This window comes from Variovorax sp. ZS18.2.2 (genome assembly GCF_024701975.1).
Classification (GTDB): domain Bacteria; phylum Pseudomonadota; class Gammaproteobacteria; order Burkholderiales; family Burkholderiaceae_C; genus Variovorax.
Genome location: NZ_JANLNM010000012.1, coordinates 21,071 through 45,851 on the forward strand (window position 1 = coordinate 21,071; position 24,781 = coordinate 45,851).

General features: G+C 66.6%; 31 protein-coding genes. 4 read left to right on the forward strand and 27 right to left on the reverse strand.

The window, feature by feature from the left end:
• Nucleotides 1–450 precede the first annotated feature (450 nt).
• A complete protein-coding gene (mscL, locus tag NU688_RS30955) occupies nt 451–882 on the forward strand; it encodes a large conductance mechanosensitive channel protein MscL (protein WP_257864703.1) in 432 nt (143 codons plus the stop codon).
• 5 nt (nt 883–887) lie between these two features.
• Here mscL and pdxA read toward each other — a convergent pair whose 3' ends face one another.
• The 3 genes from pdxA to NU688_RS30970 all read right to left on the reverse strand — a co-directional run bounded on the left by pdxA (nt 888) and on the right by NU688_RS30970 (nt 4,112).
• Entirely contained in the window at nt 888–1,928 is a 1,041-nt protein-coding gene (gene pdxA, locus NU688_RS30960; protein WP_257864704.1) for a 4-hydroxythreonine-4-phosphate dehydrogenase PdxA, read from the reverse strand.
• A gap of 61 nt (nt 1,929–1,989) precedes the next feature.
• On the reverse strand, nt 1,990–2,763 hold the full coding sequence (locus NU688_RS30965) for a Nif3-like dinuclear metal center hexameric protein (protein ID WP_257864705.1): 774 nt from the start codon (nt 2,761–2,763) through the stop codon (nt 1,990–1,992).
• Nucleotides 2,760–4,112, reverse strand: a complete 1,353-nt coding sequence (locus tag NU688_RS30970; RefSeq protein ID WP_257864706.1) for an MFS transporter — start codon at nt 4,110–4,112, stop codon at nt 2,760–2,762. Before NU688_RS30970 ends, NU688_RS30965 begins: the two co-directional genes overlap by 4 nt.
• Nucleotides 4,113–4,406: 294 nt before the next feature.
• Between NU688_RS30970 and NU688_RS30975 the strand changes: the two genes are divergently transcribed.
• Nucleotides 4,407–5,567 (forward strand): S1C family serine protease, encoded by a 1,161-nt coding sequence (locus tag NU688_RS30975; protein ID WP_176660413.1) that lies wholly within the window; start codon nt 4,407–4,409, stop codon nt 5,565–5,567.
• A 116-nt stretch (nt 5,568–5,683) separates the two neighbouring features.
• Here NU688_RS30975 and tatC read toward each other — a convergent pair whose 3' ends face one another.
• From tatC to NU688_RS31020, 9 genes are all read right to left on the reverse strand, one after another.
• Entirely contained in the window at nt 5,684–6,487 is an 804-nt protein-coding gene (tatC, locus tag NU688_RS30980; protein WP_257864707.1) for a twin-arginine translocase subunit TatC, read from the reverse strand.
• 76 nt (nt 6,488–6,563) lie between these two features.
• Complete coding sequence (gene tatB, locus NU688_RS30985) at nt 6,564–7,022, reverse strand: Sec-independent protein translocase protein TatB (protein WP_257864708.1); 459 nt, start codon at nt 7,020–7,022, stop codon at nt 6,564–6,566.
• Between the two features lie 13 nt (nt 7,023–7,035).
• Nucleotides 7,036–7,287: a Sec-independent protein translocase subunit TatA gene (tatA, locus tag NU688_RS30990; protein ID WP_042579106.1), complete on the reverse strand. Its 252-nt coding sequence runs from the start codon at nt 7,285–7,287 to the stop codon at nt 7,036–7,038.
• Nucleotides 7,288–7,352: 65 nt separating this feature from the next.
• Nucleotides 7,353–7,712, reverse strand: coding sequence for a histidine triad nucleotide-binding protein (locus NU688_RS30995; protein ID WP_013539728.1), 360 nt, complete (start codon nt 7,710–7,712; stop codon nt 7,353–7,355).
• Entirely contained in the window at nt 7,702–8,091 is a 390-nt protein-coding gene (locus NU688_RS31000; RefSeq protein ID WP_176660408.1) for a hypothetical protein, read from the reverse strand. The genes NU688_RS30995 and NU688_RS31000 overlap by 11 nt, the downstream gene beginning before the upstream one ends.
• Nucleotides 8,092–8,102: 11 nt before the next feature.
• A complete protein-coding gene (locus NU688_RS31005) occupies nt 8,103–8,483 on the reverse strand; it encodes a phosphoribosyl-ATP diphosphatase (protein ID WP_257864830.1) in 381 nt (126 codons plus the stop codon).
• Between the two features lie 8 nt (nt 8,484–8,491).
• Complete coding sequence (hisI, locus tag NU688_RS31010; RefSeq protein WP_013539725.1) at nt 8,492–8,881, reverse strand: phosphoribosyl-AMP cyclohydrolase; 390 nt, start codon at nt 8,879–8,881, stop codon at nt 8,492–8,494.
• A 32-nt stretch (nt 8,882–8,913) separates the two neighbouring features.
• Nucleotides 8,914–9,699 (reverse strand): imidazole glycerol phosphate synthase subunit HisF, encoded by a 786-nt coding sequence (gene hisF / locus NU688_RS31015; protein ID WP_257864711.1) that lies wholly within the window; start codon nt 9,697–9,699, stop codon nt 8,914–8,916.
• 20 nt (nt 9,700–9,719) lie between these two features.
• Nucleotides 9,720–10,556, reverse strand: coding sequence for a D-hexose-6-phosphate mutarotase (locus NU688_RS31020; RefSeq protein WP_257864712.1), 837 nt, complete (start codon nt 10,554–10,556; stop codon nt 9,720–9,722).
• A 129-nt stretch (nt 10,557–10,685) separates the two neighbouring features.
• Between NU688_RS31020 and NU688_RS31025 the strand changes: the two genes are divergently transcribed.
• Both NU688_RS31025 and NU688_RS31030 read left to right on the forward strand, forming a co-directional pair.
• Entirely contained in the window at nt 10,686–11,993 is a 1,308-nt protein-coding gene (locus NU688_RS31025; protein WP_257864713.1) for a dicarboxylate/amino acid:cation symporter, read from the forward strand.
• A gap of 8 nt (nt 11,994–12,001) precedes the next feature.
• The gene (locus NU688_RS31030) at nt 12,002–12,907 is read left to right on the forward strand and encodes an amino acid ABC transporter substrate-binding protein (RefSeq protein ID WP_257864714.1); all 906 of its coding nucleotides are present in this window, start codon (nt 12,002–12,004) and stop codon (nt 12,905–12,907) included.
• Nucleotides 12,908–12,920: 13 nt separating this feature from the next.
• Here the strand turns inward: NU688_RS31030 and NU688_RS31035 are convergent, their stop codons facing one another.
• From NU688_RS31035 to NU688_RS31105, 15 genes are all read right to left on the reverse strand, one after another.
• On the reverse strand, nt 12,921–14,093 hold the full coding sequence (locus tag NU688_RS31035; protein WP_257864715.1) for an AAA family ATPase: 1,173 nt from the start codon (nt 14,091–14,093) through the stop codon (nt 12,921–12,923).
• A 19-nt stretch (nt 14,094–14,112) separates the two neighbouring features.
• The gene (hisA, locus tag NU688_RS31040) at nt 14,113–14,856 is read right to left on the reverse strand and encodes a 1-(5-phosphoribosyl)-5-[(5-phosphoribosylamino)methylideneamino]imidazole-4-carboxamide isomerase (protein WP_257864716.1); all 744 of its coding nucleotides are present in this window, start codon (nt 14,854–14,856) and stop codon (nt 14,113–14,115) included.
• Nucleotides 14,857–14,919: 63 nt separating this feature from the next.
• Nucleotides 14,920–15,579 carry an imidazole glycerol phosphate synthase subunit HisH gene (gene hisH / locus NU688_RS31045; RefSeq protein ID WP_198788819.1) on the reverse strand — a complete coding sequence of 220 codons (660 nt, stop codon included), beginning with the start codon at nt 15,577–15,579 and terminating at the stop codon, nt 14,920–14,922.
• A 19-nt stretch (nt 15,580–15,598) separates the two neighbouring features.
• Nucleotides 15,599–16,207, reverse strand: coding sequence for an imidazoleglycerol-phosphate dehydratase HisB (gene hisB, locus NU688_RS31050; protein ID WP_257864717.1), 609 nt, complete (start codon nt 16,205–16,207; stop codon nt 15,599–15,601).
• Nucleotides 16,204–17,286: a histidinol-phosphate transaminase gene (gene hisC / locus NU688_RS31055; RefSeq protein WP_257864718.1), complete on the reverse strand. Its 1,083-nt coding sequence runs from the start codon at nt 17,284–17,286 to the stop codon at nt 16,204–16,206. The genes hisB and hisC overlap by 4 nt, the downstream gene beginning before the upstream one ends.
• Complete coding sequence (locus tag NU688_RS31060; protein WP_257864719.1) at nt 17,279–17,944, reverse strand: suppressor of fused domain protein; 666 nt, start codon at nt 17,942–17,944, stop codon at nt 17,279–17,281. The genes hisC and NU688_RS31060 overlap by 8 nt, the downstream gene beginning before the upstream one ends.
• Before the next feature lie 7 nt (nt 17,945–17,951).
• Nucleotides 17,952–18,323: a hypothetical protein gene (locus tag NU688_RS31065; protein ID WP_257864720.1), complete on the reverse strand. Its 372-nt coding sequence runs from the start codon at nt 18,321–18,323 to the stop codon at nt 17,952–17,954.
• Nucleotides 18,324–18,328: 5 nt separating this feature from the next.
• Nucleotides 18,329–19,159: a hypothetical protein gene (locus NU688_RS31070; protein WP_257864721.1), complete on the reverse strand. Its 831-nt coding sequence runs from the start codon at nt 19,157–19,159 to the stop codon at nt 18,329–18,331.
• 38 nt (nt 19,160–19,197) lie between these two features.
• Nucleotides 19,198–20,520, reverse strand: coding sequence for a histidinol dehydrogenase (gene hisD / locus NU688_RS31075; protein ID WP_257864722.1), 1,323 nt, complete (start codon nt 20,518–20,520; stop codon nt 19,198–19,200).
• Complete coding sequence (hisG, locus tag NU688_RS31080) at nt 20,517–21,161, reverse strand: ATP phosphoribosyltransferase (protein WP_257864723.1); 645 nt, start codon at nt 21,159–21,161, stop codon at nt 20,517–20,519. Before hisG ends, hisD begins: the two co-directional genes overlap by 4 nt.
• The gene (gene murA / locus NU688_RS31085) at nt 21,158–22,447 is read right to left on the reverse strand and encodes a UDP-N-acetylglucosamine 1-carboxyvinyltransferase (RefSeq protein WP_257864724.1); all 1,290 of its coding nucleotides are present in this window, start codon (nt 22,445–22,447) and stop codon (nt 21,158–21,160) included. The genes hisG and murA overlap by 4 nt, the downstream gene beginning before the upstream one ends.
• 39 nt (nt 22,448–22,486) lie before the next feature.
• Nucleotides 22,487–22,729, reverse strand: coding sequence for a BolA family protein (locus NU688_RS31090; RefSeq protein ID WP_257864725.1), 243 nt, complete (start codon nt 22,727–22,729; stop codon nt 22,487–22,489).
• Nucleotides 22,730–22,750: 21 nt separating this feature from the next.
• The gene (locus NU688_RS31095) at nt 22,751–23,515 is read right to left on the reverse strand and encodes an ABC transporter permease (RefSeq protein ID WP_257864726.1); all 765 of its coding nucleotides are present in this window, start codon (nt 23,513–23,515) and stop codon (nt 22,751–22,753) included.
• Nucleotides 23,512–24,459, reverse strand: a complete 948-nt coding sequence (locus tag NU688_RS31100; protein WP_257864727.1) for an ABC transporter ATP-binding protein — start codon at nt 24,457–24,459, stop codon at nt 23,512–23,514. The genes NU688_RS31095 and NU688_RS31100 overlap by 4 nt, the downstream gene beginning before the upstream one ends.
• 33 nt (nt 24,460–24,492) lie before the next feature.
• A complete protein-coding gene (locus NU688_RS31105) occupies nt 24,493–24,768 on the reverse strand; it encodes a lipid asymmetry maintenance protein MlaB (RefSeq protein ID WP_206177511.1) in 276 nt (91 codons plus the stop codon).
• Nucleotides 24,769–24,781 lie beyond the last annotated feature (13 nt).

Consider the following 24,781-nt stretch of genomic DNA (forward strand, 5'->3'; position numbering starts at 1 on the left):
CGCCGTTGTTACGTGCTTGTGACTGCACGTGTTACGTAGCACCGGGCCACCTGGGACGCATCGAAAGCGGCGTCTCGACACTGCATCCCATATTCAAGCGATGCCTGAAAAGGCGCATGGGCATTGGCTTTGCGACCATCGAGCGATTCATTGGGAGCGCATCGATCAAGCTGCATTTTTCCGGGCTACGGATGCCGGTGACGGTCGCCGGAGGCCCTCGATTCGAGGGATCGGTTGCATCAGGTAACCCGATGAAACTCGATCCTGCGAGAAGGCCCACATCGCCGACCGAAGAGGCATGTCCGAACTGCACGAGAAGATCGCCGCGCGCAGTCGTGAAAGGCTGCCGCCGGAGCACATCGGCGTCGCGCTGCGGCCTCTGGAGAAGTGAGCAATCGCGGGCATACTCGGCACTCCTTCAACAGCAGAGCTCCAGCAGCCTTTTGAATCATGAGCATCCTCAGTGAATTCAAGGAATTCGCCGTCAAGGGCAATGTCGTCGACCTCGCAGTCGGTGTGATCATCGGCGCCGCGTTCGGCAAGATCGTCGACTCGCTCGTGGCCGACATCATCATGCCGGTGATCGGCCTGGTGTTCGGCAAGCTCGATTTCTCGAACCTCTACGTGGTGTTGGGTACGGCTCCCGCCGGCGTGGCGAACACGCTGGCCGACCTGAAGAAAGCCGGCGTGCCGGTGCTGGCCTACGGCAACTTCATCACCGTGGCCGTCAACTTCGTGATCCTGGCGTTCATCATCTTCATGATGGTCAAGCAGATCAACAAGCTGCGGAAGAGCGAAGAGGCAGCGCCCGCCGCACCGGCCGCGACGCCCGAAGACATCACGCTGCTGCGCGAGATCCGCGACAGCCTCAAGCGCCCCTGAGCTTCTCAGGCGCTCCCTAGCGCCCTCGCCATGCGCAGCGCCTCGACGAGGCTCGACGCATCGGCGAGCCCCGTGCCCGCGATATCGAACGCGGTGCCGTGATCGGGGCTGGTCCGCACCAGCGGCAGCCCCAGTGTCACATTCACCCCCTTCTCCACCCCGAGGTACTTGACCGGGATCAAGCCCTGGTCGTGGTACATCGCGATCACCACATCGAACTCGCCGCTGTCCGGTACGCCGTGCCGGGCGCGAGCGCGCATGAACACGGTGTCGGGCGCGTGCGGTCCGTTGGCGTCGATGCCCTCGGCGCGCGCGGCGGCGATGGCCGGTGCGATGGTCTCGCGCTCTTCCGAGCCGAACAGGCCGCCCTCGCCCGCATGCGGATTGAGGCCCGCGACGCCGATGCGCGGCGCGCGGCCCAATGCATGGGACAGCGCGCGGTGCGTGATGCGCAGCGTCTGCAGCACGCCCTCGAAATGCACCGCCTCGATGGCATCGCGCAGCGACATGTGGATGCTCACGAGCACGGTGCGCAGCTCGTCGTTGGCCAGCATCATGCGCACCGGCACGTCGGCGACGCTGCGACCCAGGTGCGCGGCCGCCTCGGCCTGCAGCAGTTCGGTGTGGCCGGGGTACGGGAAGCCGGCCGCGGACAGCGCCTCCTTGTGCAGCGGCGCGGTCACGATGGCGGCGATTTCGCCGCGCAGCGCCGCCCGCGCAGCCCAGACCACGCAATCGCCTGCAGCGCGACCTGCTTCGGCGCTGATCTTGCCGAGCAAGATGTCCTTCGGCGGCGCGATGACCTGCAGCACAGGGATGCAGCCGGGTGGAACGCTGGCGACTTCAGCCACGTTCTCGATCTCCGCCACGGGCCATGCCGGTTGGCCCGGCCCGGCCAGCGCCTGCGAGGCGCGCCGCAGCGTGGCCACGTCACCGGCCACAAAGGCACCGCGGGTCGCATCGGGTGCGCTGCGAAAGGCCTTGGCGATGATCTCGGGGCCGATCCCTGCGGGATCACCCAACGTAATGGCGATAGCGCCGCTCATTCGAAAACCTCCGCGCTCCGCGCTGCGGCGCGCGCTTGCTTGGGGCGGCCCGGCGCTGCGCTCATGCCGGGTTGTCGATGTCGATGAACTCGTGCTTCAGCCCGAGCTGCGCCGCCACATGCGCGGCCACGGCCTGCGCGCCGTAGCGCTCGGTTGCGTGGTGCCCGCAGGCCAAGAAGGCCACGCCCATCTCGCGCGCGTAGTGAGCTTGGGGCTCCGATATCTCGCCGGTAATAAAGGCGTCGGCGCCCGCCGCGATGGCCGCCTCGAAGTGGCCCTGCGCGCCGCCGGTGCACCAGGCAATGTTCTTGATGGGGCGATGCGCCGTATCGAGCAGCGTGACCGGGCGCTTGAGCACCTTTTCGACATGCGCGGCCAGCGCCTTGGCACTGGCGAAGTTCTCGCCGTTCTCGCGTGCGCCGAGAAAGCCGAGTTCCTGCTCTCCGAAACGACCGCTCGATCCCGCATGCGCCGCGAGCCCCAATTGCAGCCCGAGCTGCGCGTTGTTGCCCAGTTCCGGATGCGCATCGAGCGGCAGGTGGTAGGCGAAGAGGTTGACGTCGTCGCCGAGCAGGAGGCCCAGCCGCTGCTTCATCCAGCCGGTGACGCAGCCGTCCTGGCCGCGCCAGAACAGGCCGTGGTGGACGAAGATGGCATCGGCCTCGGCGTGGATCGCGGCCTCGATCAGCGCGCGGCTGGCGGTCACGCCCGAGACGATCTTGCGGACCACGGTGCGCCCTTCGACCTGCAGGCCGTTGGGTCCGTAGTCCTTGAAGCGCCCGGGGGCCAGCAACAGGTCGAATGCGTGGAGCAGTTCGTGGCGTGTGGTGCTCATCGCGACATTGTCGCGCTGCCCGGGGCCTCGACGCCATCGCGCATGGCATGGCCGCGCGCGGCCAGTGGCAACAGGGCGAGCAGGAAGCCCAGCGCCGCCAGCGCGGCGACGTAGTGCGCCGGCGCCATCGTGTCGTGCTGCAGCCAGAGCGTGAGGATCACCGGCGTGAGTCCACCGAAGACCGCGTACGACATGTTGTAGGCGAACGAAAGACCGGTGAAGCGCACCGGCGCCGGGAAGGCGCGCACACCCGCGATCGGCACCGTGGCGATGGTGCCCACGAAGAGGCCCACCAGCCCGTAGTGCCAGAACAGCGTAGCTGGCGTGCCGGGCAGCCCCGTGTAGAACAGGTAGGCCGTGGCGAACAGGCCGCCCCAGCCGACGAGCATCACCGCGCGTGTGCCGATGCGGTCGCTCAACCAGCCGACCAGCACGCAGCCGATGGTCAGGGTCAGCGTGGCGAGCGCGTTGGCCTCCAGCGCCAGCGCGGCCGGAATGTGGTGAACCTTCTGCAGGTAGGTGGGCGTGTACAGCACCACCACGACGATCGCGGCCGACAGCACCCAGGTCTGCAGCGCGACGTACACGCACGCCAGCCGGTGCTCGCGCAGCACGGTGCGCAGCGGCAGCTCGCGGGCGACCGACTTCAGGCCGGCCAGCTCCTTGAAGACCGGCGTTTCATGAAGGAAGCGGCGCAGGTACACCGACACCAGCCCGAACACGCCACCCAGGATGAAGGGAATGCGCCAGGCGAAATCGCTCACCTGCTCGGGCGAGTAATGGCGGTTGATGGCCACCGCGACCAGCGAACCCAGCAGGATGCCGCCGGTGATGCCCGAGGTCAGCGTGCCGATGCCGAAACCATAGCGCTTCGCCGGCACATGCTCGCCAACGAACACCCAGGCGCCGGGCATCTCGCCGCCGATGGCCGCGCCCTGCAGCACGCGCATCGCCAGCAGCAGCAGCGGCGCCGCCACGCCGATGCTCGCGTAGGTGGGCAGGAGGCCAATGACCAGCGTGGGCGCGGCCATCAGGAAGATCGAGAGCGTGAACATGCGCTTGCGGCCCAGCAGGTCGCCGAAATGCGCGATGACGATGCCACCGACGGGGCGAGCCAGGTAGCCGGCCGCGAAGATGCCGAAGGTCTGCAACTGCCGCAGCCAGTCGGGCATGTCGGTGGGGAAGAACAGCCCGCCCAGCACCGTGGCGAAGAAGACGTAGATGACGAAGTCGTAGAACTCCAGCGTTCCGCCGAGCGCCGAGAGGGCGAGAGTCTTGTAGTCGCGCGCATCGAGCGTGCGGGTCGGCGCCAGCGGGGCGCCGTCCGAGGGGGTTGCTTCTGAAGTCATGGCTGGCAGGGAAATCGTGACTGCGCGCACCGGCCGGGAAACCGGATGGGAAAGCGGGACATGGCGCGCTGAGGAAACGCCTGGCCGCATCCGCCGGGTGGGCAGCGCGGGAGGCCTGAAAAGGTGGGAACCGGGTGGGATCGCTGCGCGATGCTAGGGGTTATCCCGTATTCACGCAGTCGGGCCTTGCCAATCTCGACCGTGCGGCGCGGTCTATCGTCAACCCCATTGAGGGACAATCGCACGCAGCGACGCCGCAGACGGCGTCTTCAACCGTCTTTTCATCAAGTTTTCATGAAACGCACCTGGCTGCTCTTTGCCCAAGCCGTGACCGTCCTGCTGGCGGCCTATTTCGTCGTCGCGACGCTCAAGCCCGAGTGGATCAACAAGCGCTCGACCTCGCTCGGCGGCGTGGTGTCGATCGTCGAGGCGCCGGCCGGCGCCCCGAGCGTGCCCGCTGTCGGCAGCCTGAGCGCTGCGGCCAAGAAGGCGTCGCCGGCGGTGGTGAGCATCAACACCAGCAAGGCCGCGCAGCGCCATCCGCGCAGCAACGATCCCTGGTTCCGCTTCTTCTTCGGCGACCAGGCCGACCAGCCCCAGGTGGGCCTGGGCAGCGGCGTGATCGTGAGCACCGACGGCTACATCCTCACCAACAACCATGTGGTCGAGGGCGCCGATGAAATCGAAGTGACCCTGAACGACAGCCGCCACGCGCGCGGCAAGGTGATCGGCACCGACCCCGACACCGACCTGGCGGTGCTGAAGATCGAGCTCGACAAGCTCCCGGTGATCGTCCTGGGCAACTCCGACGAGCTCCTGGTGGGCGACCAGGTGCTGGCCATCGGCAACCCCTTCGGCGTGGGCCAGACCGTGACCAGCGGCATCGTCTCGGCGCTCGGGCGCAACCAACTGGGCATCAACAATTTCGAGAACTTCATCCAGACCGATGCGGCCATCAACCCCGGCAACTCGGGCGGTGCGCTGATCGACGTCAGCGGCAACCTGCAGGGCATCAACACCGCGATCTACTCGCGCTCGGGCGGCAGCATGGGCATCGGCTTCGCCATTCCGGTGTCGATGGCCAAGATCGTGCTCGAGGGCATCGTGAAGGAAGGCCAGGTGCGCCGCGGCTGGATCGGCGTCGAGCCGAACGACCTCTCGCCCGAACTGGCCGAGACCTTCGGCGTGAAGGCCGATGCGGGCGTGATCATCACCGGCGTGCTGCAGAACGGCCCCGCCGCCAAGGCCGGCATCCGGCCGGGCGACGTGATCACCTCGGTGGGCGAGAAGAAGACCGACAACGTGCAGGCCCTGCTGACCGCCGTGGCTGGCCTTAAGCCCGGTGACACGGCGCGCTTTGCACTGCAGCGCGGCAGCGACAAGATGGAGCTGGATGTGACGCCAGGGCTCAGGCCAAAGAGCCCGGTCCGGCAGGTCCCGAACCAACAGGAGTAAGCACAGGGATTCGCTCAGGAACACCGCGGAACCGGCTTCGCCGGGCCGCAGGTGTTGCCCCCGGTAGGGGGTTGGCGGAGCGACACGAAGTGCGCGCAGCCTGGGGGCGAGCCCTGTTATGCCGAGGAATCGGCGTTTTCTTCTTCCTCTGGCTTCTTGCCCTGCGCAAAGTAGCGCGCGCCGATGATGCCCACCTCGTACAGCAGGCACATCGGCACCGCCAGCGCCAGCTGTGACACCACGTCGGGCGGCGTGAGCACCGCGGCCACCACGAAGGCCACGACGATGAAGTAGCCGCGGAAGGACTTCAGCTTCTCGATGGTCACCATCTCGAAGCGCACCAGCAGCATCACCACGATCGGCACCTGGAAGGCGACGCCGAACGCGATATAGAGCGAGAGGATGGCCTCCACGTACGACGAGATATCGGGCGTGGCCGCCACCGCGGCAGGCGTGAACTTCTGGATGAAGCTGAACATCTTGTCCAGCACGAAGAACTGCACGAAGGCGATGCCCGCATAGGCCAGCAGGCTGCCGAAGAAGATCAGCGGCAGGGCAAAGCGCTTCTCGTGGCTGTAGAGCCCCGGCGCAATGAACATCCAGGCCTGGTACATGAGCCACGGGAGCGCCAGCAGCACGGCCGTCATCATCAGCACCTTGAGCGGCACGAAGAACGGCGAGAACACGCCGATGGCGATCAGCTTGGCGTCCGGCGGCATGTGCGCGCGAATCGGCATCGCGATCAGGTCGATGAGACCGCCCGGGCCGGGCCAGATGGACAGCAGGATGCCCGCGATCACCAGGCCATAGACGCAGTAGAGCAGGCGGTCGCGAAGCTCGACCAGGTGCTGCACGAACGGCTGCTCGGTGCCCGCCAGCTCGTCTTCTTTGTCTTTGTTCTTGTCGTCGGAATCGGCCATTGGGAAAGGAAAGAGCGTGGCTTCGGCCGGCGTGCGGCAAGCGAGAGACGCGGGGGTGTGCGGGGGTGTTGAAGCGCTAGTTGATCTTGTGGGGGCGGAAGCGCGCGACGCGTGCCGCACCCGACAACGCCTTGGTCCGCACGCCATTGCGCGCCTTGTACCAATTCGGCGTGGCGCCCTGCTTCAGGCGCCAGTTCTTGCGGGGATGCTTGTACTCGGGCACCGGGGCTTCGGGCTCGGCCAGCGCCGAGAGCGTTTCGCCGGAGCCGGAAAACTGCTTTTCGAACTCGCTCGCGCCGGTGTGGATGTTCTGCTCGACATCGCGTGCCGCATCCTCCACGGTGGTCTTCATCTTGCGGAGCTCATCCAGCTCCATCGAGCGGTTGACTTCGGCCTTGACGTCGTTCACGTAGCGCTGCGCCTTGCCGAGCAGGGTGCCCACCGTGCGGGCCACGCGCGGCAGCTTCTCCGGCCCGATGACGATCAGCGCCACGACGCCGATCAGCGCCAGCTTCTCAATGCCGAGGTCGAGCACGTGCGGTCCGCGCTCAGGACTTCTGACGCGCTTCGACGTCGATCGTCTTGTCGCTGTTGGCCGGCTGGCCGGTCACTTGCGCCGCGGGGGCCGAAGCAGCGGATGCGTCGGTGGTGGGATTGCCGTTGGCATCCTTCATGCCGTCCTTGAAGCCCTTGACGGCGCCACCAAGGTCCGAACCCATGTTCCGCAGCTTCTTGGTGCCGAAGATCATGACCACGACGAGCAGCACGATCAGCCAGTGCCAGATAGAAAAAGAACCCATGGAAGACTCCTAAGAATGTGTCCGATTTTAGTCGGGGTGAATGTGACAGTTTGGCTTAATGAAGTTCAGCCGCGAAGCCACGGCCGGGGACCGCCCATGACGTGCACATGGAGATGGTGAACCTCCTGCCCGCCCTCGGTGCCGGTGTTGACGACGACGCGATAGCCGCCGTCCGGATAGGGCCTGCAGCCCTGCTCCAGCGCCAGCTTGGGCGCCAGGGTCATGATCTTGCCCATGAGCGCGGCGTCGTCGGGCGTGAGCTGCGCCATCGAGGCGATGTGCTTCTTGGGCACCAGCATGAAATGCACTGGCGCCCAGGGCGCGATGTCGTGGAAGCCGAACAGGTCCTCGTCTTCGTAGACCTTGCGCGAAGGGATCTTGCCCTCGACGATTTTGCAGAAAACGCAGTTCGGATCAGATGACATCTTTGGGTTCCATCGGGCGGTTGTCGTTCATGCGGATCATGCCTTTCACGATCCGGTACAGGAACCACAGCGAAATCAGGCTCCAGGCGATCCAGCCCGGAACGAAGAACAGCAGCCAGAGCCACGAAGTGACGATGTACAGCAGGCCGGCCCAGAGCACCGAGCGGATGCGCCAGCTGAAGTGCGAGGCCTGCCAGGTGCCGGCCGCGTCGTCGCGCTTCACGAAGTCGATCACCAGGGCCACCAGCAGGATGACGATGGAGGCCTGCGCCCCCGGAAGGACCGCGCCGATGGCCACGATCAGGTGCAGGATGTAGCTCACCCAGCCCCAGGTCTTGAGCGATTCGTCGGGTTCCACGTTCACGATGTCGTTGGCCATGGGATGTCCTTTCAATCGTTGGATGCCTCGCGGGCCTGCACCTTGCGCAGCGCCTTTTCCTCGATGCCGCTGGTGCCCTCGCGGCGCTCGAGCTCCGCGACGACATCGGCCGGCGAGAAACCGTAGTGCGCGAGCGCCACCATGGTGTGGAACCACAGGTCGGCCACTTCGTTCACTATTTTCGAGCGGTCGCCGCCGTGGTCGGCGTCCTTGGCGGCCATCACGACCTCGGTGGCTTCCTCGCCGACCTTCTTCAGGAAGGCGTCGGGGCCCTTGTGCAGGAGGCGCGCGACGTAGCTCTTCTCGGGGTCGCCGCCGTTCGCGGGCAGGCGGGTCTCGATGACCGCGGCCAGGCGTGCGAGGCCATCGGAAGTGTTGGAGGTGTTGTTCACGGTGCCGCTCATTTGTAGATCGACTCCGGGTCTTTCAAGACCGGCTCGACCACGGTCCACTGGCCCTTTTCGTACTTGCTGAAGAAGCAGCTGTGGCGGCCGGTGTGGCAGGCGATGCCGGGCTCGTGGCCGAGCTGGGTAACCTTGAGCAGCACCACGTCGTTGTCGCAATCCAGGCGGATCTCGTGCACGGTCTGCACGTGGCCTGACTCTTCGCCCTTGAACCACAGCTTGTTGCGCGAGCGGCTGAAATACACCGCGCGGCCCAGCTCGGCGGTCTTCTCGAGCGCCTCGCGGTTCATCCAGGCGAACATCAGCACGTCGTTGCTGCCTTGTTCCTGCGCGATCACGGGCACCAGGCCGTTCGCGTCCCACTTCACTTCATCGAGCCAGTTCATCGGGGTATTGTCGGGGATGGGGTAAAGACCCCTCAGCGGTCGATTCGCACGGGGATGCCCCGCGCGGCCATGCGGGCTTTCGCCTCGCCCACGGTGTGCTCTCCGTAGTGAAAGATGCTGGCCGCCAGCACCGCATCGGCGCCGCCGGTCTGGATGCCGTCGGCCAGGTCGTCGAGGTTGCCGACGCCGCCCGAGGCGATCACCGGCACGCTGACCGCATCGCTCACCGCGCGGGTCAGTGCGAGGTCGAAGCCGCTCTTGGTGCCGTCGCGGTCCATGCTCGTGAGCAAGATTTCGCCCGCGCCGCGGCGCGCCATTTCGGTGGCCCATTGCACGGCGTCCATACCGGTGTTCTTGCGGCCGCCGTGGCTGTACACATCCCAGCCCGGGCCGCGCGTGGCCGCCTCTTCGGGCGTGCGGCGCTTGGCATCGATGGCCACCACGATGCACTGCGAGCCGTACTTCTGCGACGCATCGTTGATCACCTGCGGATCGGCGATGGCGGCCGAGTTGAAGCTGGTCTTGTCCGCCCCTGCATTGAGAAGCCGGCGCACGTCGGCCACCGTGCGCACGCCGCCGCCCACCGTGAGCGGAATGAAGACCTGCGAGGCCACCGCCTCGATGATCGGCAGGATCAGGTCGCGCCCGTCGCTGGTGGCGGTGATGTCGAGAAAGGTGAGCTCGTCGGCGCCCTGCGCGTTGTAGCGCGCCGCGATCTCGACCGGATCGCCGGCATCGCGCAGTTCGAGGAAGTTGACACCCTTGACGACACGGCCGCCGGTGACGTCGAGGCAGGGAATGATGCGTTTGGCAAGCATGGGATGAGGCCGTGAAGAGATCAGAGAACGTCGAGTTGTTGCCAGCACTGCCACTGCGCGCCGGGTGCCAACAGCACCTGTTCGTCGATACGCGCGGCTTCGACGCAGAGCATGTGGCGATAGCCGTCGGCCGGCATGTCGGGCAACGTGGCGCAGAGCTCGGCGCCGGGGTTCCAGACCACGGTCTCGGTGCAGCTCGCGCTTTGCGATATCTGGAGTGTGCCGCTCGGCTGCACGAGGCGCAGCGGTTCGGCGGGGGCGGTATAGACGCTGTCGAATTCGGCATCGAAGCGCAATGCGGGCGCGGTTTCCACATGGCGGTCGTCGCGCAGCGAATCCCACCGGCTGGCGCCCTGCAGGCCTTCGAGGCGCACGTCGGCAATGTCGTCGACGCGCAGGTAGGAGTGCAGCGCGGCGGCAAAGGCCCAGGGCGCGCTGTCGATGTTGGTCAGCGCGAGCGCGATGCGCAGTTGGTCCGCTGCCAGCGTCGCCTCCAGGCGCGCCTCGAAAGCGTGCGGCCAGAGGGCCCGGCTGGCATCGCTGTCGTGCAAGCGGAACGCCAGGGTGTCGGGCGTGGTCACCGAGAGGTCCCGCTCCCAAGGCAGATTTCGCATGAATCCATGCTTGGGCAACATGCCGCGCTTGTTGAATTGGGGCCAGCAGATGGGCACGCCGGCCCGGATCGCAGTCTTGCCGTCGAACACCGCGCGTGGGCTGATGTAGAACCTCTCCGCTCTGTCGGCCGTGGTCCAGGAGAGCACCTGCGCCCCGTGCAGGGCAACGGTCAGGGTGCTGCCGTCGGCGTGGACGGCATGGACGGCGGGCTGGCCGCGAAAGTCGATAGCGGTGATTTCCATGTGAGGAATTGTAGGCAGCCCCTGTGTCATGGCACGGAATTGGCATCAAGGGGCCCATTGCGCGCCGGGGGCCTTCTTGGATACCCTGTGCCCCTCTCAAAAACACTCACACATCCAAAGGGGAATCTCATGAAGAAAAAGCTGCCGATGGCCGCCTGGATCCTGATCGCCATGGTGCTCGGCATCGTCGTCGGCTACATGATCTTCTCCAGCTTCCCGGACAAGAAGGCCGCCAAGGAAATCGCGGACTACGTCTCCATCGTCTCGGACGTGTTCCTGCGCCTGATCAAGATGCTGATCGGCCCGCTGGTGTTCTCCACGCTGGTGGTGGGCATCGCGCACATGGGCGATGCCAAGTCGGTGGGCCGCGTGTTCGGCAAGGCCATCGGCTGGTTCCTCACCGCCTCGCTGATCTCGCTGGTCATCGGCCTGGTCATGGCCAATCTTCTCAAGCCCGGCGAGAACCTGGGTCTGCCGCTGCCCGACATCGGCGCCTCGGCCAACCTGGCCACCTCCAAGTTCACGCTCAAGGACTTCGTGAGCCACACGGTGCCCAAGTCGTTCGTCGAGGCCATGGCCAACAACGAGATCCTGCAGATCGTGGTGTTCTCGATGTTCTTCGGCGTGGCGCTCGCCTCGCTCGGCGACAAGGCCAAGACGCTGGTGGCCGCCATCGAGGAGCTTTCGCATGCCATGCTCAAGATCACCGGCTACGTGATGAAGCTCGCGCCCCTCGCGGTGCTCGCCGCCATGGCCGCCACGGTGGCGGTGAACGGCCTGGGCATCCTCTTGAAGTTCGCCGTCTTCATGGGCGACTTCTACCTCGGCCTCTTCGTGCTGTGGAGCGTGCTGATCCTCGCGGGCTTCCTGTTCCTCGGGCCGCGCGTGTTCAAGCTGCTGGTGCTCATCAAGGAAGCCTTCCTGCTCTCGTTCGCCACGGCGAGTTCCGAGGCGGCGTACCCCAAGATCCTGCAGGCGCTCGACCGTTTCGGCGTGAAGCGCAAGATCTCCAGCTTCGTGATGCCGATGGGCTACTCGTTCAACCTCGACGGCTCGATGATGTACTGCACCTTCGCCGTGCTCTTCATCGCGCAGGCCTACGACATCCACATGCCGATCAGCACGCAGGTCACGATGCTGCTGATCCTGATGCTCACCTCCAAGGGCATGGCCGGCGTGCCGCGCGCCTCGCTGGTGGTGATTGCCGCCACGCTGAACCACTTCGACATTCCCGAGGCCGGCCTGCTGCTGATCCTGGGCGTGGACACCTTCCTGGACATGGGCCGCTCGGCCACCAATGCGGTGGGCAATTCCATCGCCACCGCGGTGGTCGCCAAGTGGGAGGGCGAATTGCTTTCCGAAAGCGATGCCGAGGTCAACGCCAAGGCGCTCGACGAGGAAGCCAACGCCACCCTCGCCCACCCGGCCCACGCGTGAGGCGCGCCATGAACCTCAAGGCCACGCTGTCGGTTCTGCTCACCGGACTGCTGGCGGCTGCCGCGCTCGCCGTCGCACCGGCGCAGGCCCAGGAGCAGCTCACCGGCACGCTCGCCAAGGCGCGCGAGTCGGGCGCCATCACCATCGGCTACCGCGAGTCGTCGGTGCCGTTCTCGTACCTCAATGCGCGCAAGGAGCCGATCGGTTATTCGATTGAACTGTGCCGCGCGCTGGTCACGGCCATCGAGGACACCGTCAACAAGAGCCTCACGATCAAGTGGGTGCCCGTCACTTCCGACTCGCGCATCGACGCGGTCGCCAGCGGCAAGGTCGACCTGGAGTGCGGCTCCACCACCAACAACCTGGAGCGCCAGAAGCGGGTGAGCTTCTCGCCGACGATGTTCGTCTCGGGCACCAAGGTGCTGGTGAAGAAGGGCGCGCCGATCAAGTCGTTCCGCGACCTGGCCGGCAAGAAGGTGGCGGTGACCGCCGGTACCACCAACGAGAAGACGCTGCGCGACCTGTCGGAGAAGTTCAAGCTCGGCATCAACCTGCAGGTGGCGCGCGACCATGCGGAATCGTTCGGGCTCGTGAAGAGCGGCCAGGCCGATGCCTTCGCCACCGACGACGTGCTGCTCTACGGCCTCATCGCACAGGACGCCGCCAAGGCCGACTACGAGGTGGTCGGCGACTTCCTCTCCTACGACCCCTACGGGATCATGTACCGCAAGGGCGACGCGCAACTGGCCAAGGTGGTCAACGACACCTTCCAGGTGCTGGCCGAAGACGGCGAGATCCATCGGCAGTACAAGCGCTGGTTCCTGCGCAAGCTCCCTTCGGGGGAGAGCATCAACCTGCCGATGAGCGCGCAGCTGGAGACGATCATCCAGACGATGTCGGTGAAGGCCGAGTAGGCTTGGCGCCTTCTTACCGTGCTGGCCACTCCCAGCGCGGGATTTCGCTCATGTCGAGGTTCGCGATGCGGGTCTCGCCGAACTGCTTTTCGAGCACCACGGGCTGCAGGCCTTCGCTGTCGTCCAGCGCGGCGATCAGGCGCGCCGCGTGCGACACCACGATCACCTGCGATTGCCGCGCCGCCTGCGCGATGAGGCGGCCAAGCGCCGGCAACAGGTCTGGATGCAGGCTGGTCTCGGGCTCGTTGAGCACCAGCAGCGCGGGCGGCCGGGGCGTCAGCAGCGCCGCGATCCACAACAGGTAGCGCAGGGTGCCGTCGGACAATTCGGCGGCTGTCAGGGGCCGCAAAAGGCCGTGCTGGTGCATCAGCGTCTGGAAGCGGTCGCCCTCGGCCTCGACTTCGACGCGGGCACCCGGAAAGGCATCGTCCACGGCGCGGTCGAGCGCCTCGCCGTCACCGATCTCGCGGATGGTCTGCAGGGCCGCCGCCAGGTCGGCGCCGTCGTTGGCGAGCACCGGTGTGTAGGTGCCCAGTTGCGGCAGGCGGGCCGGGGCGTCGGCGTCGGAGCGGAAGTGGTCGTAGAAGCGCCAGGAGCGCATCTGCTCGCGCAGCGTGAGCATCTCGGGCGCGTCGCGCGGGTCGGCGTGCTCGGTCATCATGCTGGCGAAGGCGGGGATCGGCCGGCCCACGGCCTGCCAGCCCTTGCCTTCGCGCAGGCGCAGCGCGCCACCCTTGCGGTCGACCAGTTGCGTCGAGGGCCGCAGCAGCGGGCCGCTCCAGATGGCTTCGTGCTTGATCTGCGGGTCGCGCGAGAAGGCGGTCGACGGAATCGGCGGCGGCAGGCCGATGTCGATGGCGTAGCCGAAATCCTCCGACTCGGCGCCGGCGAAACCCAGCTTCAGCGCGACAGGCTCGTTGCGCCTCGTGCCCTGCACCGGCATCTCGCCCCGCAGCATCGCGGCAGAAAAACTCTCTGGCCCGGCCCACAGCGTGGAAGACAGCCCGCCCTCTCGCACCAGTGAGCGGATCACGCCGCCGTTGGCGATGTCGGCCAGGAGCCGCATCGCGCGGTACACGCTCGACTTGCCGCTGCCGTTGGCGCCCGTCACCACCGTGAGGCGGCCGAGCGGCACCGTCAGCTGACGCAGCGACCGGTAGTTGGCAATGGCGAGCGCGGAGAGCACGCGCTGCGCAAGGAAGGCGTCAGGCGCCGGCCAGCTCGTCCGCGCGGGCTTGCGCGGCGGCGAAGTCGAGGTCGCCCGAGTAGATGGCGCGTCCGCAGATCACGCCCTCGACGCCTTCGAACTCGACCGCGCAGAGCTGGTCGATGTCGGCCATGTTCGAGAGGCCGCCCGAGGCGATCACCGGAATGGTCAGCGCCTGCGCCAGCTTGACGGTGGCTTCGATGTTGATGCCCGAGAGCATGCCGTCGCGGCCGATGTCGGTGTAGATGATCGATTCGACGCCGTAGTCCTCGAACTTCTTGCCGAGGTCGGCCACCTCGTGGCCCGTGAGCTTGCTCCAGCCGTCGGTGGCGACCTTGCCGTCCTTGGCATCCAGGCCCACGATGATGTGGCCGCCGAAGGCGCTGCAGGCGTCCTTCAGGAAGCCCGGGTTCTTGACCGCGGCGGTGCCGATGATCACGTAGCGCAGGCCGTCGTCGATGTAGCGCTCGATGGTGTCCAGGTCGCGGATGCCGCCGCCCAGTTGCACCGGGATGTCGTCGCCGACTTCCTGCAGGATGGCCTTGATTGCCGCGTGGTTCTGCGGCTTGCCGGCGAAGGCGCCATTCAGATCGACCAGATGCAGCCGCCGCGCGCCGGCGGTGACCCACTTGCGGGCCATGGCGGCGGGGTCTTCGCTGAAGATGGTGGACTGGTCCATGTCGCCCTGTTTGAGGCGAACGCAGTGGCCGTCTTTGAGATCAATGGCGGGAATGAGGAGCATGGAAGTGACGCGAGTGTGCGAAAGCCGGGCTGTGGAAGGTTCGGCCCGGTCGGAAAAAATGGTTCAGGGGTTCCAGTGGAGGAAGTTGCGATAGAGCTGCAGCCCATGGTCCGCACTCTTCTCCGGGTGGAACTGGGTGGCAAAAATGTTATCGCGTGCGATGGCTGCGGTAAAGCTCGCGCCGTAATCGGCCTCACCCACGCTGTGCCGGGCGTCGGCCGGCCGCGCGTAGAAGCTGTGCACGAAGTAGAAGTAGCTCTGGTCGGGAATGCCCGCCCACACCGCGTGCGGCTGGGCCTGGCGCACCTGGTTCCAGCCCATCTGCGGCACCTTGAAACGGCTGCCGTCGGCCTGCAGGCGGCCGGCCAGTTCGAACTTGATGACCTCACCCGGTATGAGGCCAAGGCCGTCGGTCGGGCCTTCGTCGCTGCGCGACAGCAGCATCTGCATGCCGACGCACACGCCGAAAAGCGGCTTGCTCGCCGCCGCTTCGAGCACCGATTCCTGAAGACCGGAATCGCGCAACTCGCGCATGCAGTCGGGCATCGCGCCCTGCCCCGGCAGCACCACGCGGGTGGCCTTGCGCACCACGTCCGGATCGGAGGTGACGAACACCTCCACGCCCACCTGGTCGGCCGCATGGCGCACGGCCTGCGACACGGAGTGCAGGTTGCCCATGCCGTAGTCGACAACGGCGACGGAATTCGTTGCTACAGATTTCATAGCTGTTCGCCGATGGATTTCAGAGCGAACCTTTGGTCGAGGGAATGACGCCCACGGAGCGCGGATCCAGCTCCAGCGCGCCGCGCATGGCACGGGCGAAGGCCTTGAAGACGGTCTCGCACTGGTGGTGCGCGTTCACGCCCTTGAGGTTGTCGATGTGCAGCGTGACGAAGGCGTGGTTCGCAAAGCCCTGGAAGAACTCGTAGGTGAGCTGGCTGTCGAAGGTGCCGATCATTCCGCTGGTGAAAGGCACGTGCATCACGAGGCCCGGGCGGCCCGAGAAATCGATGACCACGCGGCTGAGTGCTTCGTCCAGCGGCACGTAGGCATGGCCGTAGCGCCGGATGCCCTTCTTGTCGCCGATGGCCTGGGCCACGGCCTGCCCGAACGTGATGCCCACGTCCTCCACCGTGTGGTGGCCGTCGATGTGCAGGTCGCCCTGGCAGTCGATATCGAGGTCGATCAGCCCGTGGCGGGCGATCTGGTCGAGCATGTGGTCGAAGAAGCCGATGCCGGTGGCGAGCTTCGCCTTGCCGGTGCCGTCGAGGTTCACGCTGACGGTAATCTTCGTCTCGGCGGTGTTGCGGGTGACCGACGCGGTGCGGTCGGTGCTCTGTGGGGTGGTCATAGTGAGGCTTCGAGTGCCGCCAGCATCCGCGCATTCTCGTCGGCCGTTCCGACGGTCAGGCGCAGGCAATTTGCCAGCAGTTCGTGCATTTTAGAAACGTTCTTCACCAGGACCCCCTGAGCCTTCATGCCCTCGAAGGTCTTGGTGGCATCGGGCACACGCAAAAGGATCATGTTCGCGTCGCTCGGCCAGGTCTTCACGCCCGGCAGCCGGCCCAGGCCCGTCATCAGGCGCTCGCGCTCCTCGCGAATCTGCCTGGCCTGCGCCTCGAACACCTCGGTGTGCTCCAGCGCGAACAGCGCGCACTCGCAGTTGAGCACGCTGATGTTGTAGGGCGGGCGCACCTTGTCGACCTCGGCGACCAGCGCAGCCGGCCCCATGAGGTAGCCCAGGCGAATGCCGGCCAGGCCGAACTTGCTGAGCGTGCGCATCAGCAGCACATGGCCGTGCCTGGCGATGCGGTCGATGTAGCTGCGGGCGGCAAAAGGTTGGTAGGCCTCGTCGATCACCACCAGGCCGCCCTGCGCGCCCTGGGCTTCGACGATCTTCTCGATGACGGCGTCGTCCCAGAGGTTGGCGGTCGGGTTGTTCGGGTAGGCGAGGTAGACGATGGCGGGCTTCTCGCGCGCGATGGCGGCCAGCATGACGGCCTCGTCGAGCTCGAAGTCGGCCGTGAGCGGCACGCCGACAAAGCGCAGGCCCTGCAGCTGGGCGCTCATCGCGTACATCACGAAGCCGGGCACGGGCGCGAGCACGGTGGCGCCGGGCTGGTCGCAGGCGATGGCCAGCAGCGAGATCAGCTCGTCCGAACCGTTGCCCAGCATCAGCGCGAAGCCTTCGGGCATCTGCGCGTGGGCCGCCAGCGCACGCTGCAGGTCGGCACCGCGGTCACCCGGATAGCGGTTGAGCGCCAGCGCGCCGAGCCGTGCGCCGAGCTCGGCCTGCAGCGCGGGCGGCAGGCCGAAGGGGTTTTCCATCGCGTCGAGCTTGATGAAGCCGCGCGCGTCCTGCACGGCATAGGCATGCATGGCGCGCACGTCGGCGCGGATGCGCTGGAGCGCGGGGAGAGAGTCAGACATAAGAGGATCGCTGGGGGTCGAAGACCATCGGGTGGTCGTTGGCGTCGAACAGGTCGAGCAGTTCGCCGAAGCCGCCCTCGCGCTTGACCAGCGCGTATTCGGCTTCGGAGATGAGGTTGACAGTCAGCGTGGCGATGGCCTCGCCTTCATCGACCGTGACGCCGGAGAGCATTCGCGCGTCGGGGCCATAGATCGGAGACAGGAAGAAGAAGGTCTGGAACCCGCAGAACGACAGCGGCGGCTCGGGCATCGGCACCCGGTGACCGAAGCCCAGGAAGAAGCGGTCGAAGGCCGGCAGCTTGGCGAGCCAGCGCAGGTTCGAGATGTATTCGGGGTTCAGGTCGCGCACGTACCAGATCAGCTCGACCGCGCGCGAGGCGTCCTCGGGCAGGCCGCCGGACGGCATGGGCATGAGCCGGTCGCTCATGCCGTTGGTGACGAGCACGTAGCCTTCGTCGTTGGCCGATTGGCTGCCCTCGACGAAATTGCGGCCGAAGGCATGGATGTCGACGCGGTGCTCTGCATCGGCGCTGTCGAGGAAGGTCTGCTCGGGCTCGCTCGCCAGAGCGTCGAGCATGGCCTGCAGGCGCAACTGCGCCCGGGTGGGCGTCGTGCCTGCGGTGCCGCCCCCGAAGGCCTTCTTCAGTCGGTTGAACATGATGGGATCAGGACGAGCACCGGAAGCTGTTCTGCAAGGCGTTCGACAGCACCAGCTGCACCGGCATGTCGGCCTCGTAGACCTCGGCATTGCGCTTGAGCTCGGCCTCGAAGAACGAACGCGCCATCGACGGTTCGAGCCGGCGGCCATCGACGCAGAACAGCGGCTTCTGGCCCGTGCGCCGCGCCGTGTCGCTGGCTTCGCGCAGGCCTTCGAGCACGCCCACGAGGTAGTAGCTCGCGTAGGCCTTGCCCTCTTTCTTTTCCTTGACCTCGAGCGTGTGGAACTCGCGGATGCTCATGGCCTGCGCACCGGCGCCGGCCGCGAGGGCCAGCACGAACCCCAGCATCGACAGACGGGCGGTGCGCTTGTTCTTCATGGCATTTACTTGCGATAGCGCGGCGGCGGCGCGTAGGCGCCATCGGCCGGGAAGGCGCTGGGCTGCGGCGGCGTGGCATCGCGGCGCGGACGGCGCGGGGCCTGGGGCTGCTCGAGCTCGAACAGCGCGGCACCGATCACGCCGATGTTGCGCACGTCGCCGGCCTCGGTGTTCGCCGCATAGGCGCGGCCCGGCGTGGCGAAGCGGAAGGCCGCGACCTCGCTCTGGCTCTTGCGGAAGCCCTCGATGTTCAGCGTCTCCTGCGGGCGCAGCACGTAGCCGCCGTTGCGCAGGCTGCCTGGCTTGCCGTTGAGCACATCGAGGCCGTCGACGGTGGCGATCACCTCGTAGCTGCGGTCGCTCAAGTTGCGAAAGCGCAGCGTATAGCGCGCGCCTTCGACGCCGGCGAGGCGAAACATGTCGTTGCTGTTGCTTCGGCGAGCGCGCTGCAGCGGCAGAGGGCGGTCGTTCTCGTCGAGCACCGACCATTCGACATCGCCCTGGGCCAGTTGCAGGTTGAGGCGGCGCTCGGGGTTGTTGCCGACGTCGCGGCGCACGGCGGACGCTTCGTTGTAGCCCACAGAAGCCACTTCGTCCGGCTGGTCGGACAGCCGCTTGGTCACAATGGTACGGGTCTTCGACTCGATGCCCTCGCCCCATTGCGTGCCGAGCTGTGCGGGTGCCGGCGCCGGGGTTGCGGCGCTGGGCGTTGCGGACATCGCGGCCGACTCGGCGCGGTTCTGCGGCATCTGGGTGCAGGCGGCCAGCAGGGCGGCGCCTGCAACGAGGCCGGCGGCGAACCGGAAAAACCGAGAACCATGGAGACGTTGAATCATCTGGCGTGCTCCTCCCTGAAGCGGGGTTTGTTGGAGCCTCAGATCTTACGCAGGCGCATGCGGGCGGCTTCGGCGTGCGCCTGCAGGCCCTCGCCCTCCGCCAGCGTGACGGCGATGGGGCCGAGCACCTGAGCGCCGGCTTCGCTGACCTCGATCAGGCTCGACCGCTTCTGGAAGTCGTAGACGCCCAGCGGGCTCGAGAAGCGCGCCGTGCCGCTGGTGGGCAGCACGTGGTTCGGGCCGGCGCAGTAGTCGCCAAGGCTCTCGCTGGTGAAGGCACCGAGAAAGATCGCACCGGCGTGGCGCAGCAGCGGCTCCCAGCGGTTCGGCTCGCTGCTGCTGACTTCCAGGTGCTCGGGCGCGATGCGGTTGCTGATCTCGCAGGCCTCTTCCATGCTCTTCGTGTGGATCAGCGCGCCGCGGCCATTGAGCGAGGCGGCGATGATTTCCGCGCGCGGCATGGCGGGCAGCAGGCGATCGATTTCGGCCTGCACGCGGTCGATGTAGGCGGCGTCGGGGCACAGCAGGATGCTCTGCGCCAACTCGTCGTGCTCGGCCTGGCTGAACAGGTCCATCGCCACCCACTCGGGTGGCGTGGTGCCGTCGGCCAGCACGAGGATCTCGCTCGGGCCCGCGATCATGTCGATGCCCACGGTGCCGAACACGCGGCGCTTGGCGGCGGCCACGTAGGCGTTGCCGGGGCCGGTGATCTTGTCGACCGCGGGGATGGTGGCGGTGCCGTAGGCGAGCGCGGCGACGGCCTGCGCGCCGCCGATGGTGAAGCCGCGCGTCACGCCGGCCACATAGGCGGCGGCCAGGACGAGCTGGTTCTTCTCGCCCCTCGGCGTGGGCACGACCATGATGATTTCACCCACCCCCGCGACGTGCGCGGGAATCGCGTTCATCAGCACGCTCGACGGATACGCGGCCTTGCCGCCCGGCACGTAGATGCCGACGCGATCGAGTGGCGTGACCTTCTGGCCGAGCAGCGTGCCGTCGGCATCGCGGTAGCTCCAGCTCTCGCCGCTCGCCTTCTTCTGGGCCTCGTGGTAGCTGCGCACGCGGCGCGCGGCGGCTTCGAGCGCATCCCGTTGTGCGGTAGGCAATGCTTCGAAGGCCGCCTTCAGTTCGGCCTGCGTGAGTTCCAGTTCGGGCAGCGTCTTCGCGTCGAGCTTGTCGAAGCGGTTGGTGTACTCGAGCACGGCATCGTCGCCGCGCTTTTGCACATCAGCCAGGATGTCGGCCACCACCTTCTCGATCGCAGCATCCGCGTCCGCGGACCAATGCAGCCGCGCCTTGAATTCAGCATCGAAGCTGGCTGAAGTCGTGGAGAGTCGGGCGGGGGCTGCTTTCAGAGTCATTTGGCGGGAGGAATGGCTGACGCGAAGGCGTCGATGATGCGGCGGATGGGTTCGCGCTTGAGCTTGAGCGCGGCCTGGTTCACCACGAGGCGTGCGCTGATGTCCATGATGCGTTCCACCTCGACGAGGTGGTTGGCCTTGAGCGTGTTGCCGGTCGAGACCAGGTCGACGATGGCGTCGGCCAGGCCCGTGAGCGGCGCAAGCTCCATGCTGCCGTAGAGCTTGATCAAGTCGACGTGCACGCCCTTGCTCGCGAAGAAGTCGCGCGCCAGACCCACGTACTTGGTCGCCACGCGCAGGCGCGAGCCCTGGCGCACGGCCGAGGCGTAGTCGTAGTCGGCGCGCACGGCCACGCTCAGGCGGCAGGCTGCGATGCGCAGGTCCAGCGGCTGGTACAGGCCTTGGTTGCCGTGCTCGAGCAGCACGTCGGAGCCGGTCACACCGAGGTCGGCGCCGCCGTACTGCACGTAGGTGGGCACGTCGGAGGCGCGCACCAGCACCACGCGCACGTCGGGGCGGGTGGTCTCCAGGATCAGCTTGCGCGACTTCTCGGGGTCTTCGGTGACCTCGATGCCGGCAGCGGCCAGGAGAGGCATCGTCTCTTCGAAGATGCGGCCTTTGGAGAGGGCCAGCGTGATCATGCGGCGGCTCCGGTCACGCGTTCGATGTCGGCGCCCAGGCCGCGCAGCTTGGCTTCCATGCGGTCGTAGCCGCGGTCCAGGTGGTAGATGCGGTCGATCAGCGTCTCGCCCTCGGCCACGAGGCCGGCGATCACGAGGCTGGCCGAGGCGCGCAGGTCGGTGGCCATCACGGTGGCGCCCGACAGTTGCTGCACGCCCTCGACCATCGCCACCTTGCCTTCGACGTGGATCGTCGCGCCCAGGCGCACCATCTCGTTCACGTGCATGAAGCGGTTCTCGAAGATAGTCTCGGTGACCATCGAGGCGCCGCGCGCAATCACGTTCAGGGCCATGAACTGGGCCTGCATGTCGGTCGGAAAGCCCGGGTATTCGGTGGTGCTGAAGCTTTGCGCCTTCAGGTGCTCGCTGGCCGGGGCCTTGGAGCTGATGCGCACGCCGCCCTCTTCCCGCTCGACCTTGCAACCGGCGTCGCGCAGCTTGTCGATCACCGCGTCCATGTGGTCGGCACGGGCGTGACGCAGGAACACCTCGCCGCCCGTGGCCGCGACGGCGCACAGGAAGGTGCCGGCCTCGATGCGGTCGGCCACCACGGCGTGCTCGCAGCCGTGCAGCTTCTCGACGCCCTGGATGCGGATGTGGCTGGTGCCGTGGCCCTGGATCTTTGCGCCCATGCGGATCAGCATTTCGGCCAGGTCGACGATCTCGGGCTCCTGCGCGGCGTTTTCGAGCAGCGTCTCGCCCTCGGCCAGCGCAGCGGCCATGAGGAAGTTCTCGGTGCCGGTGACGGTGACCATGTCGGTCAGGATGCGCGCGCCCTTCAGGCGGGTGCGGCCCGCGGGCAGGCTGGCGATCATGTAGCCGTGCTCGACCACGATCTCGGCGCCCATGGCCTGCAGGCCCTTGATGTGCTGGTCGACCGGACGCGAGCCGATGGCGCAGCCACCGGGCAGCGAGACCTTGGCATGGCCGAAGCGAGCGAGCAGCGGGCCCAGGGCCAGCACGGAGGCGCGCATGGTCTTCACGAGCTCGTAGGGGGCCTCGGGGTTGCTGAGGTCGCCGGCGTTGAGCTGCACGGTGCCGTTGTCATCGCGCTCGGCCACCACGCCCATGTTGCGCACCAGCTTGAGCATCGTCGACACGTCCTGCAGGCGGGGCACGTTGTGCAGCGTCACGGGCTGGTCGGTCAAGAGCGCCGCGCACAGCTCGGGCAGCGCAGCGTTCTTGGCGCCGGAAATGAGTACCTCGCCGCGAAGCTGGCGCCCGCCGCGAATCAGAAGTTTGTCCATCGAGGATCCAGCGAAATGGGGTGGCCCGGGGGCCGGAATTTACTTTTTCACCGCCGCCCATTCGGCCGGCGTGTAGGTTTTCATCGAGAGCGCATGCACTTCGTCGGTGTGCATTTTCGCACCGAGGGTGGCGTAGACCCGCTGGTGGCGCTGGATGGCGCGCTTGCCCTCGAATTCGGCCGAGACGATCACGGCCTCCCAATGCCGGCCATCGCCCTTCAGCGCGATGTGCTCGCAGGGCAGGTGGGCAACGATGATGGCTTGGAGTTCTTCAGCGGTCATGGGGTCTGGAAGGAGGCTTTTTCAGCCTCGGATTTTGTAGCCGATACGCAGCAGATGGACAGCGATGGCGCTCACCACCAACCAGGCGGTGCCGACGATGCCCAGGCTCAGCCAGGGCGAGGCGTCGCTCACGCCGAAGAAGCCGTAGCGGAAGCCATCGATCATGTAGAAAAACGGGTTCAGGTGGCTCACGCTCTGCCAAAACGGCGGCAGCGAGCCGATCGAATAGAACACGCCCGAGAGAAACGTCATGGGCATGATCAGGAAATTCTGGAAGACGGCCATCTGGTCGAACTTTTCGGCCCAGAGACCGGCGATGAGGCCCAACGTGCCGAGCATCGCAGCGCCCAGCAGCGCGAAAACGATGATCCAGACCGGCGCCACGAAATTCGGCATCGCAAAAAACACGGTCACCACGAACACGCCGAGCCCCACGGCCAGGCCGCGGATGATCGACGAGCCCACGTAGGCGAAGAACCAGCCCCAGTGCGACAGCGGCGTGAGCAGCACGAACACCAGGTTGCCCATGATCTTGCTCTGGATGATCGAGGACGAGCTGTTCGCGAAGGCGTTCTGCAGCACGCTCATCATCACGAGGCCGGGCACCAGGAAGGCCGTGTAGCCGACCGAGCCGTAGACCTTCACATGGTCTTCGAGCACGTGGCCGAACACCATCAAATAGAGCAGCGCGGTGAGAACCGGCGCGCCGACCGTCTGGAAACCGACCTTCCAGAAGCGCAGCGTTTCCTTGTAGAGCAGCGCGCGCCAACCAGTAACCGCCATCATCGAGCGACCTCCAGCGGCGTCTGCTCGCCCGCCATCAGGTCGATGAACACGTCTTCCAGATCGGCCTTGCGCATTTCCACGTCTTCCACCGCCACGCCGGCTTCGCGGATCGCGGCCAACAGTTGTTCGACTTCATGGGCGTTCTGCGCCGGCAGCTGCACGATGCGCCCGGTGATGCGCGCATGCTGGGCAATGGCCCAGGGCAGCATCGCATCGGTCTTGAAGCGCAGCACGTTGCTCGCGGCCGATTTCAAGAGTTCGCTGGTGCGGTCGAGAGCGATCACGCGGCCCAGCTTGAGCATCGCGATGCGGCTGCACAGCGCCTCGGCCTCTTCGAGGTAATGGGTGGTGAGCAGCACGGTGCTGCCCTGCTTGTTGAGCCGGGCGACGAATTGCCAGAGGGTCTGGCGCAGCTCGACGTCGACACCGGCGGTGGGCTCGTCCAGCACGATGACGGGCGGCTTGTGCACCAGCGCCTGCGCCACCAGCACGCGGCGCTTCATGCCGCCCGACAGCTGCCGCATGTTGGCCGTGGCCTTGTCGGCGAGGCCGAGGCTGTGCAGCAGCTCGTCGATCCAGTCGTCGTTGTTCTTGATGCCGAAGTAGCCTGACTGGATGCGCAGCGATTCGCGCACGTTGAAGAAGGGGTCGAACACCAGCTCCTGCGGCACGATGCCCAGCTGGCGGCGCGCCTCGGCGTAGTCGCGCTGCACGTCGAAGCCATGCACGCTGATGGCGCCGGACGTGGGCCGCGAGAGGCCCGCGAGCATGCTGATCAGGGTGGTCTTGCCCGCGCCGTTGGGGCCGAGCAGGCCGAAGAACTCGCCCGGCTCGATCTGGAAGGAAACCTCGTCGACCGCGCGCAAGCCTTGTTTGCCTTGGGCTTTCTGCTGTCTGGAGGGGGGATAGGTCTTGGAGACCGACTGGAATGAGATCGCGGGCATGGGAGCCCGCGATTTTAAGGGGCCGTTACTTTTTCAGGGCGCGGCCGGCAAAAGGCCCGCGACGCCGTACAGCGCCGCCAACTCGCGCAGGCGCGGCGAGAGGCCCTTGACCGAGAAGCCGCGGCCCAGCGCACTGGACTCGCGACGGCACTCGAGCAGCACCGCCAGCGCCGACGAATCGAACTGGGCCAGCGCGGTGGCATCGACCACGGTGGACGACGAATCCGTCTGGCCCTTCAACCCCTGCTGCAGCATGCGCATGCAGGCGGGGGCCTCGTCGTGGGTGAGCTTGGTGGGCAGGACCAGCATGGTGTTGTCGGCC

Bases quoted from the DNA above. Each gene is read 5' to 3' on its own strand.
- mscL (WP_257864703.1), top strand. From the start codon at position 451: ATGAGCATCCTCAGTGAATTCAAGGAATTCGCCGTCAAGGGCAATGTC.
- pdxA (WP_257864704.1), bottom strand. From the start codon at position 1,928: ATGAGCGGCGCTATCGCCATTACGTTGGGTGATCCCGCAGGGATCGGC.
- NU688_RS30965 (WP_257864705.1), bottom strand. From the start codon at position 2,763: ATGAGCACCACACGCCACGAACTGCTCCACGCATTCGACCTGTTGCTG.
- NU688_RS30970 (WP_257864706.1), bottom strand. From the start codon at position 4,112: ATGACTTCAGAAGCAACCCCCTCGGACGGCGCCCCGCTGGCGCCGACC.
- NU688_RS30975 (WP_176660413.1), top strand. From the start codon at position 4,407: ATGAAACGCACCTGGCTGCTCTTTGCCCAAGCCGTGACCGTCCTGCTG.
- tatC (WP_257864707.1), bottom strand. From the start codon at position 6,487: ATGGCCGATTCCGACGACAAGAACAAAGACAAAGAAGACGAGCTGGCG.
- tatA (WP_042579106.1), bottom strand. From the start codon at position 7,287: ATGGGTTCTTTTTCTATCTGGCACTGGCTGATCGTGCTGCTCGTCGTG.
- NU688_RS30995 (WP_013539728.1), bottom strand. From the start codon at position 7,712: ATGTCATCTGATCCGAACTGCGTTTTCTGCAAAATCGTCGAGGGCAAG.
- NU688_RS31000 (WP_176660408.1), bottom strand. From the start codon at position 8,091: ATGGCCAACGACATCGTGAACGTGGAACCCGACGAATCGCTCAAGACC.
- hisI (WP_013539725.1), bottom strand. From the start codon at position 8,881: ATGAACTGGCTCGATGAAGTGAAGTGGGACGCGAACGGCCTGGTGCCC.
- hisF (WP_257864711.1), bottom strand. From the start codon at position 9,699: ATGCTTGCCAAACGCATCATTCCCTGCCTCGACGTCACCGGCGGCCGT.
- NU688_RS31020 (WP_257864712.1), bottom strand. From the start codon at position 10,556: ATGGAAATCACCGCTATCGACTTTCGCGGCCAGCCCGCCGTCCATGCC.
- NU688_RS31025 (WP_257864713.1), top strand. From the start codon at position 10,686: ATGAAGAAAAAGCTGCCGATGGCCGCCTGGATCCTGATCGCCATGGTG.
- NU688_RS31030 (WP_257864714.1), top strand. From the start codon at position 12,002: ATGAACCTCAAGGCCACGCTGTCGGTTCTGCTCACCGGACTGCTGGCG.
- hisA (WP_257864716.1), bottom strand. From the start codon at position 14,856: ATGCTCCTCATTCCCGCCATTGATCTCAAAGACGGCCACTGCGTTCGC.
- hisH (WP_198788819.1), bottom strand. From the start codon at position 15,579: ATGAAATCTGTAGCAACGAATTCCGTCGCCGTTGTCGACTACGGCATG.
- hisB (WP_257864717.1), bottom strand. From the start codon at position 16,207: ATGACCACCCCACAGAGCACCGACCGCACCGCGTCGGTCACCCGCAAC.
- hisC (WP_257864718.1), bottom strand. From the start codon at position 17,286: ATGTCTGACTCTCTCCCCGCGCTCCAGCGCATCCGCGCCGACGTGCGC.
- NU688_RS31060 (WP_257864719.1), bottom strand. From the start codon at position 17,944: ATGTTCAACCGACTGAAGAAGGCCTTCGGGGGCGGCACCGCAGGCACG.
- NU688_RS31065 (WP_257864720.1), bottom strand. From the start codon at position 18,323: ATGAAGAACAAGCGCACCGCCCGTCTGTCGATGCTGGGGTTCGTGCTG.
- NU688_RS31070 (WP_257864721.1), bottom strand. From the start codon at position 19,159: ATGATTCAACGTCTCCATGGTTCTCGGTTTTTCCGGTTCGCCGCCGGC.
- hisD (WP_257864722.1), bottom strand. From the start codon at position 20,520: ATGACTCTGAAAGCAGCCCCCGCCCGACTCTCCACGACTTCAGCCAGC.
- hisG (WP_257864723.1), bottom strand. From the start codon at position 21,161: ATGATCACGCTGGCCCTCTCCAAAGGCCGCATCTTCGAAGAGACGATG.
- murA (WP_257864724.1), bottom strand. From the start codon at position 22,447: ATGGACAAACTTCTGATTCGCGGCGGGCGCCAGCTTCGCGGCGAGGTA.
- NU688_RS31090 (WP_257864725.1), bottom strand. From the start codon at position 22,729: ATGACCGCTGAAGAACTCCAAGCCATCATCGTTGCCCACCTGCCCTGC.
- NU688_RS31095 (WP_257864726.1), bottom strand. From the start codon at position 23,515: ATGATGGCGGTTACTGGTTGGCGCGCGCTGCTCTACAAGGAAACGCTG.
- NU688_RS31100 (WP_257864727.1), bottom strand. From the start codon at position 24,459: ATGCCCGCGATCTCATTCCAGTCGGTCTCCAAGACCTATCCCCCCTCC.
- NU688_RS31105 (WP_206177511.1), bottom strand. From the start codon at position 24,768: ATGCTGGTCCTGCCCACCAAGCTCACCCACGACGAGGCCCCCGCCTGC.